The 17,830-nt window shown below is 72.0% G+C and carries 14 protein-coding genes; 4 read left to right on the top strand and 10 right to left on the bottom strand.

Annotated features, from left to right (window positions below; genetic code table 11):
• Positions 1-12 precede the first annotated feature (12 nt).
• From ACFO60_RS07335 to ACFO60_RS07315, 5 genes are all read right to left on the bottom strand, one after another.
• The gene (locus ACFO60_RS07335; RefSeq protein WP_380838472.1) at positions 13-1,431 is read right to left on the bottom strand and encodes a S41 family peptidase; all 1,419 of its coding nucleotides are present in this window, start codon (positions 1,429-1,431) and stop codon (positions 13-15) included.
• A complete protein-coding gene (locus ACFO60_RS07330; protein ID WP_380838470.1) occupies positions 1,428-2,477 on the bottom strand; it encodes an ABC-2 transporter permease in 1,050 nt (349 codons plus the stop codon). The genes ACFO60_RS07335 and ACFO60_RS07330 overlap by 4 nt, the downstream gene beginning before the upstream one ends.
• Positions 2,474-3,364: an ABC transporter ATP-binding protein gene (locus tag ACFO60_RS07325; protein ID WP_380838468.1), complete on the bottom strand. Its 891-nt coding sequence runs from the start codon at positions 3,362-3,364 to the stop codon at positions 2,474-2,476. Before ACFO60_RS07325 ends, ACFO60_RS07330 begins: the two co-directional genes overlap by 4 nt.
• Positions 3,361-3,753: a GntR family transcriptional regulator gene (locus ACFO60_RS07320; protein ID WP_380838466.1), complete on the bottom strand. Its 393-nt coding sequence runs from the start codon at positions 3,751-3,753 to the stop codon at positions 3,361-3,363. The genes ACFO60_RS07325 and ACFO60_RS07320 overlap by 4 nt, the downstream gene beginning before the upstream one ends.
• A gap of 257 nt (positions 3,754-4,010) precedes the next feature.
• A complete protein-coding gene (locus ACFO60_RS07315; protein ID WP_380838465.1) occupies positions 4,011-5,342 on the bottom strand; it encodes a S1C family serine protease in 1,332 nt (443 codons plus the stop codon).
• 401 nt (positions 5,343-5,743) lie between these two features.
• Here ACFO60_RS07315 and ACFO60_RS07310 point away from each other — a divergent pair, with 401 nt between their 5' ends.
• Positions 5,744-6,757, top strand: a complete 1,014-nt coding sequence (locus tag ACFO60_RS07310; protein WP_380838464.1) for a M12 family metallopeptidase — start codon at positions 5,744-5,746, stop codon at positions 6,755-6,757.
• Here ACFO60_RS07310 and ACFO60_RS07305 read toward each other — a convergent pair.
• The 5 genes from ACFO60_RS07305 to ACFO60_RS07285 all read right to left on the bottom strand — a co-directional run bounded on the left by ACFO60_RS07305 (position 6,723) and on the right by ACFO60_RS07285 (position 14,083).
• Complete coding sequence (locus ACFO60_RS07305; protein ID WP_380838462.1) at positions 6,723-8,261, bottom strand: AMP-binding protein; 1,539 nt, start codon at positions 8,259-8,261, stop codon at positions 6,723-6,725. The genes ACFO60_RS07310 and ACFO60_RS07305 overlap by 35 nt on opposite strands.
• A gap of 63 nt (positions 8,262-8,324) precedes the next feature.
• The gene (locus ACFO60_RS07300; RefSeq protein ID WP_380838460.1) at positions 8,325-9,461 is read right to left on the bottom strand and encodes a Fic family protein; all 1,137 of its coding nucleotides are present in this window, start codon (positions 9,459-9,461) and stop codon (positions 8,325-8,327) included.
• Positions 9,462-9,606: 145 nt separating this feature from the next.
• A complete protein-coding gene (gene lon, locus ACFO60_RS07295) occupies positions 9,607-11,982 on the bottom strand; it encodes an endopeptidase La (RefSeq protein ID WP_380838458.1) in 2,376 nt (791 codons plus the stop codon).
• 113 nt (positions 11,983-12,095) lie between these two features.
• Positions 12,096-12,749: a response regulator gene (locus tag ACFO60_RS07290; RefSeq protein WP_380838457.1), complete on the bottom strand. Its 654-nt coding sequence runs from the start codon at positions 12,747-12,749 to the stop codon at positions 12,096-12,098.
• On the bottom strand, positions 12,746-14,083 hold the full coding sequence (locus tag ACFO60_RS07285; protein ID WP_380838455.1) for a sensor histidine kinase: 1,338 nt from the start codon (positions 14,081-14,083) through the stop codon (positions 12,746-12,748). The genes ACFO60_RS07290 and ACFO60_RS07285 overlap by 4 nt, the downstream gene beginning before the upstream one ends.
• Before the next feature lie 210 nt (positions 14,084-14,293).
• Here ACFO60_RS07285 and ACFO60_RS07280 point away from each other — a divergent pair, with 210 nt between their 5' ends.
• Genes ACFO60_RS07280 through ACFO60_RS07270 form a run of 3 tightly spaced genes read left to right on the top strand, consistent with a single transcriptional unit; the run spans position 14,294 to position 17,791 of the window.
• Entirely contained in the window at positions 14,294-15,049 is a 756-nt protein-coding gene (locus tag ACFO60_RS07280; protein WP_380838453.1) for an alpha/beta hydrolase, read from the top strand.
• On the top strand, positions 15,046-16,329 hold the full coding sequence (locus ACFO60_RS07275; protein WP_380838452.1) for an acyltransferase family protein: 1,284 nt from the start codon (positions 15,046-15,048) through the stop codon (positions 16,327-16,329). Before ACFO60_RS07280 ends, ACFO60_RS07275 begins: the two co-directional genes overlap by 4 nt.
• Entirely contained in the window at positions 16,304-17,791 is a 1,488-nt protein-coding gene (locus ACFO60_RS07270) for an MFS transporter (protein ID WP_380838451.1), read from the top strand. Before ACFO60_RS07275 ends, ACFO60_RS07270 begins: the two co-directional genes overlap by 26 nt.
• Positions 17,792-17,830: the final 39 nt, after the last annotated feature.

The following is a 17,830-nucleotide window of genomic DNA, read 5'->3' as shown; positions in this document are numbered from 1 at the left end:
AGAGGTCCGTCCTCATCTGTGCAGCAAGGTCAGGGCCTTGGCCAGAGCGGGGTCGCGTCCTGCGGCCGCGTCCTTCGGGGTCAGGGGCACGTAGTGGTCGGGCGGCACGCCGATCCGGTCGATCACCTCACGATCGGGCCCCAGGTGGTGCCTTGCGGGAAAGCTCAGCGAGGTGTTGTTGTTGAGCAGGTACGGCTGAGCCGGGCCGGAGATGACCCCGGCCGTTCTGGCGCCGACCAGCCGGCCGGCGTGAAGGTCCTTGACCGCGGAGCTGAAATGCTCGCAGGCCGAGGCACAGCCGCGGTCGGTGAGCACCGTCAGCGGCAGGTCGAGCAACTGGACGGTGTCGTCGGTCCACGAAGCCGCGCACGTGCCCTCCACGGTGCACTGGTAGGCGGTGACCTTGCCGTGGACGAACGCGCTCACCAGCCGGATCGCCTCCGTGGGGCTGCCGCCGCCGTTGCCGCGCAGGTCCAGCACGACGCCGGACAGCGTCCGGCCGGTGCGCAGCCTGGAGATCGCCTTGAGAACCCTGTCGGCGGAGTCGGGAGCGAACCCGCGCAACAGCACATAGGCGACGTCGTCGTCCAGCAGCTTCGACTGCACCACCTGCAGGGCGGCCAGGTCCCGCTGATGGAGGCCGGGCTTGAGCGTGACGGTCCAGCGGCGGCCGGTGGTCTGCCGCAGGATCCGCAGCCGGACCGGGCCGGCTTCCGGGTACTGCGGGTAGAGGGCGGCGATCGCGGGAGTGGCCTTGCCGTCGATGAACGGCGCCGATCCGTTGATCGATTCGATGATGTCTCCCGGGCGCAGTGCGGCGGCCCGCGCCGCGCCACCCTGCACGGCGGTGACGAACAGCGGCGGCAGGGCGACGCCGGGGTTGCCGTTCACCTGCGGGCCGTTGACGTTCGCCAGGAGACCGAGGCCGTAGCCGTCGCCGTCGTAGTAGCCGGGCGGCCGCTCGACGTCGTGCGTCCAGCGGGCGTGGTCGTCGCCGAGGGCGGCCACGATGGCCTCGAGGGTGACGACGGCCAGCCGATCGCGGAGGCCGGGGACCTGGTCGGTGGCCCTGCGGTAGGCGGTCTCGAACGCGGCCCAGTCGGCTTCGCGGTCGCCGGTCAGCGCGGGCATGGTCGCCTCGGGCAGGTCGCGCCCGTCGCGGTCGAGCTCCTGTGTGAGGGCGGCGAATCCGGCCGTCAGCAGCGCGCGGGCGTCCAGCGTTTCGCCGCTGTAGTAGTTGCCGAGGATGCAGAAGTACGCCTGCTCGATGACGTCGATCGTGGTGGCCGTCTCCGCCTCGGGGACGCCCCGGGGCCGCGCGCATACCGACGATCCTTCCGTGTTCGCCTCGCTGCGCGGCGGCGCCGGCGCCGTGCAGGCGGCCGCCAGGAGGAGGGCGAGCCCGGCGGTCATGGTCCTGACGGCGGTCACGACAGGCGCCGCCGGATCCACCAGAAGCAGAACCACGTGAGGCCGAGGGTGAGAACAGCGTAGATCGCGGTCTCGATCCACTGGAAGGGCCAGAAGCGCTCAAGGGGCTGGAAGGTCGCCTGCTGCCGATAACCGAGCCGGTTGATCTCGGCCGAGCACAGGTCCATGCCCTGTGCTCCCGTCGGTGAGCAGGGCCCCGACGTGGTGGAGACCGGAACGGCGGCTCCCCCCTCGCCTGTGGTGACCATGCGCCCGGACGAGTCGACCAGGTCGCTGGACATGACCCAGGCGCCGGCGTGGCCGGGGACCGCCGAGTCCAGCATGATGCGCACGGTTCCGCCTTCGTCCCGTGATATGCCGAACTGGTCCACGTTCACCTCACTGAGCTCGAACCTCGAGGTGACCGGGGTCATCAGGTGGGGACGGACCAGCAGCGGCATGGCGATCTGGATCGCGACGAAGACGGCCAGGGTGAGGGCCATGGCGGGCAGTGTGCGGCGCACCATCAGGCCCACGGTCACGCCGAGGACGAAGGCGAAGGCCGCGTACCCCATCGGGGCGATGCCGCGCGCGCCGAACACCAGGGGGGCCATCAGGGCCAGGCCCCCGGGGGCCGACTTGTCCAGAGGATCGGACCACCAGGTCACCGCGAGGCCGCACAGGCCGGCGGCGGCCATGGCGACCAGGCCGGTGAGCCCGAGCTTGACCAGCAGCCAGCGGCCGCGGGTGACGCTCTGGTTCCACACCAGCAGATGCGTGCCCGTCTCCAGCTCACGGGTGATCAACGGCGCTCCCCAGAAGAGCCCGACGAGAGCGGGCAGGAGCAGCACGATGAGGCTGACAGCGATGAAGGGGAGCTCATACGTCTGGAAGAACCGGTTGTAGAAACGGCCGCAGGTGTCGTCCTGGACACAGCCGGCGATCCCGGCGGAGTAGTCAGAGGCCAGGTTCGGGCCGGTCAGGGCCAAGATGGCGGCGAGGACGACGAGCAGGGCGGCGATCATCGCGGCCGAGCCGCGCAGCTGGCGCCAGGTCAGCCAGATCATCGCTGCACCTCCAGGGCGACTCGCCGGTCCTCGGCGACGTGCTTCTCCATGTAGGCCAGGACGAGGTCCTCCAGGTTGAGCTGGGTCACCGTCCAGGCGGGGTCGTGGATCGGAGCCTCGGTACGGATCACGTACGTGCTCTGCCGGTCGGTGTGGCGTGCCGAGATCACGTGCTGGTCGGCGGGCAGCCGATCGGGATCGCGGCGCGGGCCGGTCAGCCGGTGATGGGTGGCCAGCAGCTTGTCGACCTCTCCCGCCACCTGCACGCGCGAGTCGACGAGCACGACCAGGAAGTCGCAGACCCGTTCCAGGTCGGAGACCAGGTGGGAGGAGAGCACGACGCTGAACTGGTGCTCGACCGTGGCCTCCATCAGTCCCTGCAGGAACTCGCGGCGGGCGAGCGGGTCGAGCGAGGCCACGGGCTCGTCCAGGATCAGCAGTTCGGGGCGTTTGGCCAGGCCCAGGGTGAGGGCGAGCTGGGCGCGCTGACCACCCGACAGCCTGCCCGCCCGCTGCGTGGGGACCAGGCCGAGCCGCGCGATGCGCTCCCGTGCCATGGCGTCGTCCCAGCGGGGGTTGAGCCGGACTCCCAGCCGCAGGTGCTCGGCGACGGTCAGCCCCGCGTAGACGGGGGTGTCTTGGGCGACGAACCCGACCTTGGCCAGCTGCGCCGGCCCGCCGGCGGGCCGGCCGCCCAGCACGGTGACGCCGCCCGCCGTCGGTTCGAGCTGTCCGCTGGCCAGCTTCAGCAGCGTCGTCTTGCCCGCTCCGTTGGGCCCCACCAGCCCGACGACATGCCCTGCCGGGATGTCGATGGTGCACTCGCGCAGCGCCCAGCGCTTGCCGTATTTCTTGCCCAGCTCCTGGGCCTGCAGGACAGTGTTCACGCTATGTCCTCCTGAGCGGTGGTCCGAAAGGTCGTCATGAAGAGGGCCTCGATGCTTTCCTCGTCGAGGCCGGCGCGGCGGGCCTTGGCCAGCCACAGCCGCAGTTCCAGCCGCAGCGGTCCGTGCGCGGCCAGCGAGGTGTCGGTGAGCGTCGCCGTCACGAACGTCCCCACCCCCGGCCGGGCGGCGACCAGGCCCTCGTGCTCCAGTTCCCGGTAGGCCTTGAGCACGGTGTTGGCGTTGATCGCCAGGTGCGCCACGACCTCCTTGACGGTCGGCAACTGGTCGCCCTCACGCAGCATGCCGAGCCGTAGCGCATGCCGTACCTGCTGGACCAGCTGCAGGTAGGGCGCCACACCCGATCTCACGTCCAGATGGAACTCGATCACGGCTTCTCCATTTATCTAGTCTCGTAGCACTTTAGGCTAATAGATGTTAAAGAGTCATAAGTTCGCCGGATCGGCATCGCCGACGCCTCTGCTCACCGTGGCGTTCGCGGCGCGCGCCGCACCTGCCGACCTGTGACGGCCCTCCAACGCCGGAGGGGCCGTCGCCTGAAGGCGACGGCCCCTCGGTGGAACCCGGAAATGACGGATGCGCCGCCGGGCCCGCAGCGTGCCCGGCGGCGCATCCTGTTCGTGGACGGTCAGCTCGTCGTGGTCTTCTCGGTGAGCGTGACGGTGACCGTGGAGGTGGCGCCGTCGCGCACGTACGTCAGCGTGACCTTGGTGCCCGGCTGGTAGCCGCGGACCGCGCCCACCACCGTCTCGGCCCCCGACACCGGGGTCTGGCCGAGCTTGGTGATCAGGTCGCCCGCCTTGAGGCCCGCCTGCGCGGCCGGGCTGCCGTCCTGGACCGACCCGATGACGGCCCCCTGGACGTCGCCCGTGGCGTCTGCCAGGGTGACGCCGAGGTAGGCGTGCGTGACCTTGCCGCTCTTGATCAGCTGGTCGGCGACCTGACGGGCGGTGTTGATCGGGATCGCGAAGCCCACGCCGATGTTGCCGTCGCCGCCGTTGGTGGCGATGGCGCTGTTGACGCCGACCACCTGCCCGGAGGCGTTCACCAGTGCGCCGCCGGAGTTGCCGGGGTTGATCGCGGCGTCCGTCTGGATGGCTCCGCCGATCGTCGTGCCGCTGCTCTGCGGCTGGCCGGGCTGCCGGCCGAAGCCGCCGTCGCCCCAGCCGGGCGGGAGCTGCGGGCGCTGCTGCTGGGACTCGCCGCCGACCGTCAGCGTGCGGTCGAGCGCGCTGATGATGCCGGCGGTCACCGAGCCCTCAAGGCCCAGCGGGCTTCCGATGGCCAGGACCGCGTCGCCGACCCGTAGCTTGTCGCTGTCGCCGAGCGTCGCCTTGGTCAGCCCGGAGACGCCCTTCGCCCGCACCACGGCGAGGTCGGTGGCCGGGTCGGTGCCGACGACGTCGGCCTGGGCGACCTTGCCGTCGCTGAACTTGACCTGGAGCTTGGCGTCCTGTCCCGCTCCGGCGACCACGTGGTTGTTGGTGAGGATCAGGCCGTCGTCGGACAGGATCACGCCCGAGCCCTCGCCCTGGCCGGAGCCGCTGGTCACGGTGATGGAGACCACGGACGGCTGCACCGCTCGCGCCACGTCGGCCACCGTCGCGGCGGCGGCGTCGGACGCCGGCCGGACGATCGGGCTGGAGATCAGGGTCGGGGTGCCCGCGGCGGCCGTCGCGACGAAGGCCCCCGCGGCCCCGCCTCCGATCGCCACCGCCGCCAGGGCCAGGCCCGCCACCGCCTTGCGTCCGGTCGTCCACCATCCGCTCGCGGCGCCGCCCGCCGGGAAGACCGGCGACTGGACGGTGTCCCCGGTCCACGCCCCTGGGGCGTTCGAATGGTGCTGGAAACCTCCCGCATGGGGCGCGGTCCGGCCGAACTGCGTCCATCCGTGCGCCGTCGGCGCCTCCACCGGAGCGGTGTCGCCGGTCTTGTGCTCACGCGGGTCTTCGGTGCTCATCTCTTTCCCCCAAGGTCGTCCGCATACGCCGCTATTCGGCGGCGGCCGGTTGAGGACCGGTAAATCGATGATGGCGCACCGGCGATAAGACCTTCCTAAGCCCTGACTGAACGTCTCCTGAACGTCGCCCGCGTCCTGTCTCCCGCGACGGCGCGGCCGATGGCGCGTGCCGCGATGACCTGCACAGGAGGCGCTGACCTGGGGAATCACTCGCCCGCCGCAAGACGGAAATGTAAAGCCGGGATAAGGAGAAAGGGCCGACAATTCCGGCCGTCCCCCGCGTACCGGGCGGCGGCTCCCGTACCGGAGGGATCCTTTCAGAGAGTGCCGGATGATCACATGGGTAGGTTTCCCCGGCGACGGTCCGTGCGCCGTCGCGAACGCTTTCCGGGGGTATGGATATGAGACATAAACTGATATTGGCCGTGATCCTGTCCGGACTGCTGACCGGCGCCCCGCCGGCCGTCGCCGACGACGAGGACGATGACGACGTACTGGACTCGCTCTGGCAGCAGCAGCTCGAACACCCCTCTCTCTCCATCACCACCCCGGACATAACCGGGCAACCGCACACGATCGGGTTCGCCGAGATCGACGGGCACGCCATCACCGAAGGCGACATCGTCATCGGGACGCCCACGGAGGCGTCCGCCGGGAAGGTCCGGATGCCGGGCATCTTCCCCGAGACCGCCCGGCTGTCGGTGTCGCCGCCGGCGGCCCCGCCGGGCCCGGCGCCGCCCGAACGCCCCGCCTGCCCCGGCTCCTCGTCCGGCGCGGCCACCACGCAGACCGGCGCGCTGTGGCCGGACAAGAAGGTGCCTTACGTGCTCTCCCCCACTCTCACCTCGGCGGCGCGCGAAGCGGTGACCCAGGCGATCAGGGCCTTCCATGACGGCACCTGCGTGCGCTTCGTCCCGCGCACCGGAGAGGCGGGATATCTGAACGTCATCTCCGGCCACGGCTGCTATTCGTACGTGGGACGCCTGGGCTCTCAGCCGCAGGACGTCTCGATCGGCCCGGGATGCGAGCGAAAAGGCGTCGCCATCCACGAGCTGCTGCACGCGGTCGGCTTCTACCACGAGCATTCGCGCTCCGACCGGGACAACGCCGTGACCGTTCATCTGGAGAACGTGATGAAAGGGTATGAGTCCCAGTTCCAGAAGCTGGCGCCCGAGCAGAACCGCCTGTTCGGCACCCTCGACTACGGCTCGGTGATGCTGTACGGGAGGAACTTCTTCAGCGCCAACGGGCTGGACACCCTGGTGCCGCTCATGCCGGCGCAGATCGGGCAGCGCGACGGTTTCAGCCAGGCCGACCTGGCCGCCGTGCGCGCGCTCTACGGCTGCCCACCGGTCGCCGCGGCCGCCGCGGGCGGGTCGATCACCTCTCAGGTGACGGCCAGTACTCGTCCCTGAGGAGGCGCTTGTACAGCTTCCCGGTCGGATGGCGGGGAAGCTCCAGCCGGAAATCCACTGATTTCGGGCACTTGTAGTGGGCGAGGCGCTCCCGGCAGTACGCGATGAGCTCGGCCTCCAGCGCCGGCCCGGCCCCGGCGCGCTCCACGGGCTGGACCACGGCCTTCACCGCCTCGCCCATCTCCTCGTCGGGCACTCCGAAGACCGCCACGTCCGCCACCTTCGGGTGGAGGGAGAGGACGTTCTCCGCCTCCTGCGGATAGACGTTGACCCCACCCGAAATGATCATGTAGGAGCGGCGGTCGGTGAGGTAGAGGAAGCCGTCCTCGTCCAGATAGCCGATGTCGCCGAGCGTCGTCCAGCCCCGGCCCTGCGGATCGTGCGCCGCCCTGGTCTTCTCCGGGTCGCCGTGGTACTCGAACCGCGGCCCGTCGGAGAAGTACACCGTGCCGTGCTCGCCGGCCGCCAGCTCGTCGCCGTCCTCGTCGCAGATGTGCACGACGCCGAGCAGCGGGCGTCCCACGGTGCCCTTGTGGGCGAGCCAGTCGTGCGGGCCGACATACAGGAAGCCGTTGCCCTCGGTGCCCGCGTAGTACTCGTGGACGATCGGGCCCCACCAGGCGATCATCTGCTCCTTGACCTGGACCGGGCAGGGCGCGGCGGCATGGATGGCGCAGGCCAGCGAGGACAGGTCGTACTTGCCGCGCACGGCCTCGGGCAGCTTGAGCATCTTGATGAACATCGTCGGCACCCACTGGGAGTGCGTCACCCGGTGTCTCTCGATCAGCGCGAGCGCCTGCTCGGGATCGAACCGCTCCATCACGACGACCGTCGCGCCGATGCGCTGGAACGCCATGCAGTAGCGCAGGGGCGCGGCGTGGTACAGCGGGGCGGGAGACAGGTATACCGAATCGGACGGCGGGTCGAACAGGAAGCGCACCAGTCGCAGCAGGGCGCCGGGGGCGTCGAGCGGCGCGCGCCTCAGCGGCGGCTTGACGCCTTTGGGGCGCCCGGTGGTGCCGGAGGAGTAGAGCATGTCCGCTCCCTGGCACTCGTCCTCGACCGGTTCCGGCGGGTGCGCGGCCACGGCCTCCTCGTAGGAGGCGAAGCCCGGGGCGACGCCGTCGATCATCAGCCTGAGCCGGACGCGCGGGGTGCGCTCGGTGATCGACGTCGCGACGCCGGCGAGCGACGCCGAGGAGATGAAGACCTCGGCCTCGCAGTTGCCGACGATGTAGGCCAGCTCGTCCGGCCGCAGGCGGGAGCTGATCGCGGTGTAGTACAGCCCGGAGCGGTGGGCGGCCCAGGCGACGACCAGGAACAGCGGATGGTTCTCGAGCATGAAGGCGACGTGCTGCCCCGGCCGCAGCCCGGCCGACCGGAAGAGGCGCGCCAGCCGGTTGGACTCCTCGTCCAGCTCGCGGTAGGTCAGCACCCGTCCGGAGCTCGCCATGATCACTGCAGGTTTGTCGGGCGTCTCGGCCGCGACCACTCCCGGGTGCATGAAACCGAACGGTACTCGGTTATCTGTGCGCTGGAAAGCACGCACTTACCCGCGCGCCGCACGTCACAGGAGGGCGCGGTAGGGGTCGCGCAGCGGCTCCATGCGGGCGGCGAAGTCGGCCTTGACCCGCTCCATCCGGGGGCCGGGGGCGTAGAAGCGTCCCTTGGTCTCGCCGTACGGGGTGAGCCAGTCGCGCGCCGCCAGCTCGCGAAGGTCGCGCGCGGCCTGTCCCTGGCTCAGCGACTCTTCGGCCTGGTAGGTGGCACGCCGCAGCCGCCGTGACACGAAGACCTGGTAGAGCGCCGAGACGCACCGGGTGTGCAGACCCTCCTTGTCGATCTGTTCCTCCAGGAGCATCCACACCTCCCCCGCCTCGGCGAGGCGCCGCCGCACCCGCTGGGCCTGCATGTGATGCGCCCGCAGACAGAACCGCACCCACGGCAACATCTCGTCGTGGGGCGACCAGACGCCCTGCTGCGCATCTCGCAGCGCCCGGTAGTAGTCCACGGTGTTCTCCCCCAGGCCGAGCCACTCCTCGATGGAGCAGAACTCTGGCGTGGTGATCTGATCGCGGCCGAGCACCAGTGTCTGCAGCGCCCTGGACATACGTCCGTTGCCATCCCTCCAGGGATGAATGGCGACGAGGTTGAAATGCGCCATCGCGGCCCGGACATAGCTGGGCTGGTGCGCGTCTCCTCCATTCAGCCACGCGACCAGTTCGTCGAGCAGGCCGGGGACGTCCTCCGCGTCCGGACCCTCGTAGACCACCTCCCCCGTGGAGAAGTTCCGAACGTAGATGCCGCCCGGCCGCACGACGCCCGGGGACTTGTCGTGGTGGTGGCCGATCATCATGAAGTTGAGCGCGTTGAGCATGCCGAGGTCGAAGCGGAAGGACCTGGCCGGCGACAGCTGGCGGACATAGGTGAGCGCCTGCTGGTATCCGGCGATCTCGCTCGTGACCGCGCGCGAGGTCTCCAGCGGCTCCTCCCCCAGCATGATGGACTCGATGTCCTCGACGCTCGCCCGGTAACCCTCGATGGAGTTGGACCCCTGGATCGCCCGCGCCTGGAGCTGGCGCCGCAGCTGGCCGTCCCAGCGGTGCGGCTCGGCGAGGCGGTACTTCAGGTCGCGGCGCATCTCCTCGATCTCGCCGAGGACGGACTTGTCGGGGGCTTCCAGTTCAGGGGTTCCGTAGATCACACCCTCATAACAACATGGACGAATCATCTGGTCAAGCGGCCAGATGATTCGTCCAAAATTGTCCGGCCGCCTTCGCCTGGACGAAGCCAGGCGAAGGCGGCCGAAGAACTACGGCCCAGGGGTGAGGCCCGGCCGGGCCTCACGGTCAGGCCGCGGCCGGCTCCGCCACCGTGGCCGGGGTCAGCGCGATGTCCAGCACCTCGCGCACGTCGCTCACCGCGTGGACGGTCAGCTCGTTGCGGACCTCCTCGGGCACGTCGTCCAGGTCGGGCTCGTTGCGCGCCGGGATCAGCACCGTCGTGATGCCCGCCCGGTGGGCGGCCAGCAGCTTCTGCTTGACCCCGCCGATCGGCAGCACCCGGCCGGTGAGCGAGACCTCGCCGGTCATCGCCACGTCCGACCGCACGGGGCGGCCCGACAGCAGCGAGGCCAGGGCGGTGGTCATCGTGACGCCGGCCGACGGGCCGTCCTTCGGGACCGCGCCCGCCGGGACGTGGATGTGCACGGACCGGTCCTTCAGGGACCCGACCGGCAGCTCCAGCTCGGCGCCACGCGAACGGAGGTAGGACAGGGCGATCTGCGCGGACTCCTTCATCACCTCGCCGAGCTGGCCGGTGAGCGTGACGGCCGTGGAGCCGGTCTCGGGGTCGGCCAGCGAGGCCTCGACGTACAGGACGTCACCGCCCGCGCCGGTGACCGCGAGCCCGGTCGCGACGCCGGGCACGGCCGTGCGCTGCGCCGACTCGGGGAGCGAGGACTCAGGGACGTGCCGCGGCCGGCCGAGGTAGCCGACCAGGTCGTCCGCCGTGACGTGCACCGGCAGCGCCGTCTCGTCCAGGGCCGCCTTGGCGGTGACCTTGCGCAGCACCCGGGCGATCGCCCGCTCGAGCGAACGCACGCCGGCCTCCCGGGTGTACTCGCCGGCGAGCCTGCGCAGCGCGTCGTCGTCCACGGTGACGTCGGAGGCGGTCAGGCCCGCCTTGTCGAGCTGGCGGGGCAGCAGGTGGTCGCGTGCGATGGCGACCTTCTCGTCCTCGGTGTATCCGTCGAGGGTCACGATCTCCATGCGGTCGAGCAGCGGGCCTGGCACCGCCTCAAGGACGTTGGCGGTCGCCAGGAAGAGCACGTCCGACAGGTCGAGCTCGACCTCCAGGTAGTGGTCGCGGAAGGTGTGGTTCTGCGCCGGGTCCAGCACCTCCAGCAGCGCCGCGGTCGGGTCGCCCCGGTAGTCGGCGCCCACCTTGTCCACCTCGTCCAGCAGGACGACCGGGTTCATGCTGCCGGCCTCGCGGATCGCCCGGACGATGCGGCCGGGCAGCGCCCCGACGTAGGTGCGGCGGTGGCCGCGGATCTCGGCCTCGTCGCGGACGCCGCCGAGGGCGACGCGGACGAACGTGCGGCCCATCGCGCGGGCGACCGACTCGCCGAGGGAGGTCTTGCCCACCCCGGGAGGGCCGGCCAGCGCCAGGACGGCGCCGCTGCGGCGGCCGCCCACCACGCCGAGCCCCTGGTCGGAGCGCCGCTTGCGCACCGCGAGGTACTCGATGATGCGCTCTTTGACGTCGTCGAGGCCGGTGTGGTCGGCGTCGAGCACCGCCCGCGCGGCGGCGATGTCGTAGGAGTCCTCGGTGCGCTCGTTCCACGGGATGTCGAGGACGGTGTCCAGCCAGGTGCGGATCCAGCCGGTCTCGGGCGACTGGTCGGAGGTGCGTTCGAGCTTGTCGACCTCCTTCAGCGCGGCCTCGCGGACCTTCTCGGGCAGGTCGGCGGCCTCGACGCGGGCGCGGTAGTCCTCCTCCTCGGAGGCGGCGTCCCCGTTCAGCTCGGCGAGCTCCTTGCGGACGGCGGCGAGCTGCTGGCGGAGCAGGAACTCGCGCTGCTGCTTCTCCATGCCCTCCTGGACGTCCTTGCGGATCGTCTCGGCGACGTCGAGCTCGGCCAGGTGCTCGCGGGCCCACTCGACCAGCCGGCCGAGGCGCTCGGCCGGGTCGGCGTTCTCCAGCAGCTCGACCTTCTGGGCTGTGGTCAGCCACGGCGCGTACCCGGAGCTGTCGGCGAGGACCGAGGCGTCCTCGATCTGGTTGATGGCGTCGACGATCTGCCACGCGCCGCGCTTCTGCATGATGGTGGTGGCCAGGGCCTTGTACTCCTTGGCCGCTTCCTCGGCGCGCCCGTCGGCCGGGACGGTCTCCATGTGGGTCGACTCGACCCACAGCGCGGCGCCGGGGCCGGTCGTGCCCGAACCCATGCGCACCCGCTCGACGCCGCGGACGACGGCGGCGGGCTCGCCGCCGGGAAGCCTTCCGATCTGCTCGACGACCGCGGAGACGCCGACGGCGCCGTACTTGCCGTCGATGCGCGGAACAAGCAGCACCCGCGGCTTGCTCTGCTGTGAGGTGGCCCTCGCGGCGTCGATGGCGGCGCGCACCTCGGCGTCCGACAGGTCGAGGGGGACGACCATGCCGGGCAGGACGACCTCGTCGTCCAGCGGGAGCACCGGAAGGATCAAGCTCTCACTCATGCGAACTCCAAGGGTTGAGTTACATCGACTCAATTAATGAGAGCCCGAGATTGTTCCCATGTCTGCGCTTGTTCGCTTGCAGCGATCGTAATTCTGTAATCAGCGACGTTGCGTCAGTCGCCGGGACGCACCAGGCCGGTGTCGTAGGCGAAGACGATCGCCTGGGCACGGTCGCGTAGGCCCAGCTTGGCCAGGACGCGGCCGACGTGCGTCTTCACCGTCTGCTCCGACACCACCAGCCGCCCGGCGATCTCTCCGTTGGACAGGCCCTGGGCCATCAGCGCCAGCACTTCGGTCTCGCGGCCGGTCAGCTCGGCCAGCCGTTTCACGGTCGGCGCCCGCGGCCCGCCGAGCCGGGCGAACTCGGCGATCAGCCGCCTGGTGACCGAGGGGGCCAGCAGGGCTTCCCCTGCGGCGACCACCCGCACGGCCTCGACGAGCTGCTGCGCGGATGCGTCCTTGAGCAGAAAGCCGCTCGCCCCCGCCCGCAGCGCCTCGTAGACGTAGTCGTCCAGGTCGAAGGTCGTCAGGATCAGGACCCTGGTGGCGGTGCCGGCGAGGATGCGGCGCGTCGCCTCCAGCCCGTCCATCACCGGCATGCGGACGTCCATCAGCACCACGTCCGGCGCCAGCTCCGCCGCCCGCGTCACCGCCTCCTGCCCGTTGACGGCCTCCGCGACGACCTCGATGTCGGGCTGGGTGCCGAGGAAGGTGGTGAAGCCGGTACGGACCATGCCCTGGTCGTCGGCGATCAGGACACGGATCACGGCTCCTCCGGCGCGGCGGGTTCGGCGGCGGCGAGCGGCAGGGTGGCCGTCACCGCGAACCCGCCGTCCGCCATGGGCGCGGCCTCCACGGTGCCACCCAGCAGTGCCGCGCGCTCACGCATTCCGGCGATCCCCTGGCCCGGCCCGTCCGGGGTGGCGGGCGGAGGCGCGCCGCCGGGGCCGTTGGTCACGCTCACCCTCAGCTCGGCGGCCGTCCGCTCGATCTCGGCTCGCACCGGCGACCCGGGCGCGTGCCGCATCGCGTTGCTCAGCGACTCCTGCAGGATCCGGTACGCCGACAGGCCGACCGCGGCCGGCAGGTCGAGAGGGCCGGACACCTCCGTCGTGACGGCGAGCCCCGCGGCCCGGACATTGCCGATCAGGTCGTCCAGCCGGTCCAGCCCCGGCTGCGGTGCCGTCTCCCGGCGGCCGTCCGCGCCACGCAGGGCGCCCAGCACCTGGCGCATCTCGGCGAGCGCCGCCAGCGACAGCACCCTGATCTCGGCCAGCCCTCCCTCCAGGGCCGCGACGTCGCCCCGGGCCCGCAGCGGCACGGCCTCCGCCTGGATCGCGATCACCGACATGTGGTGGGCGACGATGTCGTGCAGCTCGCGGGCGATGCGCGTGCGCTCCTCCAGGACGATGCGCGCCGCCCGCTGCTCCTCGCCGCGCCGCCGCTCATCGTCCAGCCGGCTGGTCGCCCGCCTGCGTGCCCGGACGTTCTGGCCGAACAGCACGGCCACCGTCACCAGGACCGTGGCGAGGAACATCGAGTTCGGGTGGATGATCCACGCGCCCACCGCCGAGACGACCCAGACCCCGATCGCGACGTTCCGATCCGCGCGCACGGCGATCGAGTAGGCGCAGAGCAGATAGGTGATCACCTGGGCGGCCACGTAGGGCATCACGCCGTCGCCGTGGCCGGCGGCACCGCCCATCGCCCCGTTGAGGATGCGCGGGTTGACCAGGCCGCCGGCCACCGCCGCCATCGCCGAGATCCGCCACGCCGCCACCGGCCAGCGCTCGCGCAGAGCGACCGGCACCGCGTAGGCGGCGGCGAGCACGATCAGGACGGGCCCGTCGGCGGAGAAGTGGGACGCCGCCGCCTCCGTCTGCAGGTAGGACACGCCGGTGGCGAGCAGGATGTAGGCCAGCGCCAGGTCGGCGACGACAACGAGGTCGACGGTGGCGAACGGCGCCCACCGCGCCCATGCCGGCACGGCGGGCCGCAGCCACCGCGACCGCGGGCCCGCGGGCTCCGCCGTCCCGGTGACCAGCGCCGCGGCCGGCGGCGACGCCAGCCGGACGAACCCGGACCAGGCACGCGAGATCACCGCACCAGCGTACGAGCCACGCCCCCGCCCGGCGTCACCCTCAGGGGTGACTCTCCGCCTCACCCCGTGGTGCCACCGCACCGCGCGGCCGGGTACCGGGGTGGGAGCGGAGAAGACCACACCTGCCGGGGACGCGGGTCAGCGATCGCGATTCCTAGCTTGCTGCTGTGTTCGCGGCGGCGCGCCGCGATCCGGACAGGAGGCTCCCCCATGGCCAGGAGCGCTTTCGCGGCGATCTCCCTCACCGGCGCACTCGGCGTCCTCACCCTGCTCTCCCCCACTCCCGACGACCGGATGGTCAAGGTCTTCGGCGACCTGGCGACGGCGGACCGGGTCGCCGTCATCGTGCCCGGCGCCGACGTCACGCGGGCCACCTTCGACGGCGGGCGGCGCAAGGCGTACAGCACGCCGGGCGGCGCCGCCCGCGCCCTGGTCGCGCAGGTGCGGGCCCTGGACCCGGCGGCCCGGCCGGCGGTGATCGCCTGGCTCGGGTACGACAGCCCGCGGGCCGTCAGTCTCGCGGCGGCCACCGACGCGGTCGCCGAAGACGGCGCCGGGGAACTGCGCCGCGCCGTCGCCCGCGTCCGCTCGATCACCTCCGCTCCGATGACGCTGCTCTGCCACAGCTACGGCTCGGTGGTCTGCGCGAAGGCCCTGCCCGGCCTGCCCGTGGCCGACGTGGCCGTCTTCGGCAGCCCCGGCCTCGGGGTCGGCCGGGCGCGGGATCTCGGCGCCCGGGCCCGGCTGTGGGCGGGCCGCGGCGGGAACGACTGGATGCGCTTCGTCCCGCCGGTGCGCATCGGGCATCTCGGTTTCGGCGCAGACCCCGCACGCCCCTCCTTCGGCGTGCGGCTCTTCGCGGCCGGAGCGGCCGGGCACAGCGACTACTTCCGGCCGGGTGGCGTGTCCCTGCGGAACCTGGCGTTGATCACCCTCGGCCGTGCCTCCGAAGTGAGCGCGCCGTGACACGGCGGGCGGGGACCCTGCTCGGAGCACGCGCGGCGCTGCCGGGGCGGCGGGCGTGGGACGCGTTCGCCGGGCGGATCGAGGCGGGCACGCCGGCCGCGCGCGACCGGGGAGCCGACGCGCTGCGCGCCCTGGCGATCCTCGGAGTGATCGCGGGGCACTGGCTGGTGACCGCCTGGGTGGTGGACGATCTCGGACACCTCCGGGTCACCAGCCCGCTCTCCGCCATGCCCGGTCTCGTCCCGCTGTCGTGGGCGCTCCAGACGCTGGCCGTCTTCTTCTTCGTGGGCGGGTACGCGGCGGCGCGCGGCCTCGGCCGCGAGCCGGGCGGGGCGTGGGTCCGCCTGCGCCTGCGCCGCCTGCTCGTCCCGGCCGGGCCGCTGCTCATGGTGTGGGCCGGGCTGCTGGTCCTGCTCGCGGCGGCCGGCGTGTCGCCGGGGTCGCTGCGTTCCCTGGCCGGGCCGGCCCTCGGCCCGCTGTGGTTCCTCGGCGTGTACGGCCTGCTCACCGCGGTCACTCCGTTGCTGGTGCGGGTGCGGCCCGTGCATGCGGCCGTCACGGCGGTCGCGCTGGTGCTGGTGACGGACGTGGTCCGTTTCGGCCTGGGCGGCCCCGCGTGGCCCGCCTGGACCAACGTGCTCGCCGGCTGGCTCGTCCCGTACGCCATCGGTCTCGCCCGCGGGGCCGGTGACGCGCGGGGGCTCGGCGGAGGGTGGGGAGCGGCGGCGATGCTGGCGGGCGGGACGGTGGGGACGGTGGTCCTGGTCACCGGCTTCGGCTACCCGGCGAGCATGATCGGAGTCACCGGGGCGCGGGTGTCCAACCTGAGCCCGCCCACCCTGGCCGCGGTGTGCTTCGGGATCGCCCAGGTGGGCCTGGCCATGCTGCTGCACCGGCCGCTGACCTCCCTCATGCGGCGTCCGCGCGTGTGGGCGGCGGTCGTCCTGGCCAACCTGTCGGCGATGACGGTCTTCCTGTGGCACCAGACGGCGCTGACCGTGGTCCTGCTGGCCGCGCTGCCGTTCGGCCCGGCCGTCCCCGGCCTCCTTGTGGCGCCCGACTCGCCCGGCCGGCTGCTGGAGCGGGTGTTCTGGCTGCCGCTGCCGGCCGTCCTGGTCGCCCTGCTCTGCGCACTGCTCCTGCGCCGGGACCGGCGTTCGCGACACGAGCGCACCGCCTCGGCCCCCGGCATGGGCGGGGCGGGGGCAAGACGGGATGTTCGGAGCACGCTGAGGGTCGAGCATGATGGGCAGCATGGAAAAGGGTGGAATCCGGATTAAATCCCCACAAGGCCGGTGGGTCCTGTTCGCCACCGTGCTCGGCTCGGGGATGGCCTTCCTGGATGGCACGGTCGTCAACGTGGCCCTGCCGCGGCTCGGAGACGATCTCGGCGCCTCGATGTCCGGGCTGCAGTGGACGGTGAACGCCTACACCCTCACCCTGGCCGGGCTGATCCTGCTCGGCGGCTCCCTCGGCGACCGGTACGGCAGGCGGAAGGTCTTCATCGTCGGCGTGGTCTGGTTCGCCCTGGCCTCGGCGCTGTGCGGACTCGCCCCCAACATCCACACGCTGGTGCTGGCCCGCGCGCTCCAGGGCATCGGCGGCGCGCTCCTCACGCCGGGCTCACTCGCGATCATCCAGTCGTCCTTCGCCCGCGACGACCGCCCGCGCGCCGTGGGCGCCTGGTCCGGCCTCGGCGGGGTCGCCGGCGCCGTGGGGCCGCTGCTCGGCGGCTGGCTGGTGGAGACGGCGGGCTGGCGCTGGGTGTTCCTGATCAACCTGCCGATCGCGGCCCTCACCGTGGTGACCGCCGCGCGGCACGTGCCCGAGACCAGGGACGAGGGGGCCGCCGGCCGGTTCGACGTGCTCGGCGCCGTGCTCGCCGCCGTGGCCCTCGCCGGGATCACCTACGGGCTGATCGAGCGCGGGACGGCGATCCCGCTGGTGGCCGCGATCGCCGGTGTCGTGCTGGGCGCCGCGTTCGTCCTGCTGGAGATCCGCCGTTCCCGGAACGGGGCCGCCGTGTCGGCGCTGGTTCCGGTCCGCGTGTTCGCCTCCCGCGAGTTCACCGCCGTCAACGTGGTGACGCTGATCATGTACGCGGCGATGGGCGTGGTGTTCTTCCTGCTCGTCGTGGAGCTCCAGGTGGCCGCCGGATTCTCGCCGCTGGCCGCCGGGTCGTCGATGCTCCCGGTCATGCTGCTGATGCTGATCCTGTCCCCCCGCTCGGGCGAGCTCGCGAAGCGCATCGGGCCGCGCCTGCCGATGACCGTGGGCATCCTGCTGTGCGCGGGCGGGCTCGTGCTGATGAGCCGCGTCGGCCCGGGCGCGTCCTACGTGCTGGACGTGCTGCCCGCCGTCGTGCTCTTCGGGCTGGGCCTGTCCGCGGCGGTCGCGCCGCTGACCGCGACGGTGCTGGCCACGGCCGACGAGCGGTACGCGGGGGTGGCCAGCGGCGTCAACAACGCGGTGGCCAGGACCGGCAGCCTGCTGGCCGTCGCGGCCATCCCCCCGCTGGTCGGGCTGACCGGAGCCGCCTACACCTCGCCGGCCGCCTTCACCTCCGGGTTCCGCGCCGCCATCCTGACCAGCGCCGCCATGCTGGTCTGCGCCGCGCTGCTGACCTTCGTCACCATCAGGACCAACGTGTTGCGCGCCCCCGAGCGCAAGGCCGCCTGCAACCTCGACGCCCCGCCCCTGGAGCCCTGCGAACCGGCGGAGGAAGCCCGCGTGCGCCCCTAGCGCGTCCCTGCCGCCCGAGGTCACGGGCGGCAGGAGGGG

The organism is Sphaerisporangium dianthi, from assembly GCF_042654065.1.
GTDB lineage: Bacteria > Actinomycetota > Actinomycetes > Streptosporangiales > Streptosporangiaceae > Sphaerisporangium > Sphaerisporangium dianthi.
This window is presented reverse-complemented; position numbering and strand designations above follow the sequence as displayed.

Excerpts from the sequence above, each read along its gene's own strand:
- ACFO60_RS07330 (WP_380838470.1), bottom strand. The coding sequence starts at position 2,477 with ATGATCTGGCTGACCTGGCGCCAGCTGCGCGGCTCGGCCGCGATGATC.
- ACFO60_RS07315 (WP_380838465.1), bottom strand. The coding sequence starts at position 5,342 with ATGAGCACCGAAGACCCGCGTGAGCACAAGACCGGCGACACCGCTCCG.
- ACFO60_RS07310 (WP_380838464.1), top strand. The coding sequence starts at position 5,744 with ATGAGACATAAACTGATATTGGCCGTGATCCTGTCCGGACTGCTGACC.
- ACFO60_RS07305 (WP_380838462.1), bottom strand. The coding sequence starts at position 8,261 with ATGCACCCGGGAGTGGTCGCGGCCGAGACGCCCGACAAACCTGCAGTG.
- lon (WP_380838458.1), bottom strand. The coding sequence starts at position 11,982 with ATGAGTGAGAGCTTGATCCTTCCGGTGCTCCCGCTGGACGACGAGGTC.
- ACFO60_RS07280 (WP_380838453.1), top strand. The coding sequence starts at position 14,294 with ATGGCCAGGAGCGCTTTCGCGGCGATCTCCCTCACCGGCGCACTCGGC.
- ACFO60_RS07270 (WP_380838451.1), top strand. The coding sequence starts at position 16,304 with ATGGAAAAGGGTGGAATCCGGATTAAATCCCCACAAGGCCGGTGGGTC.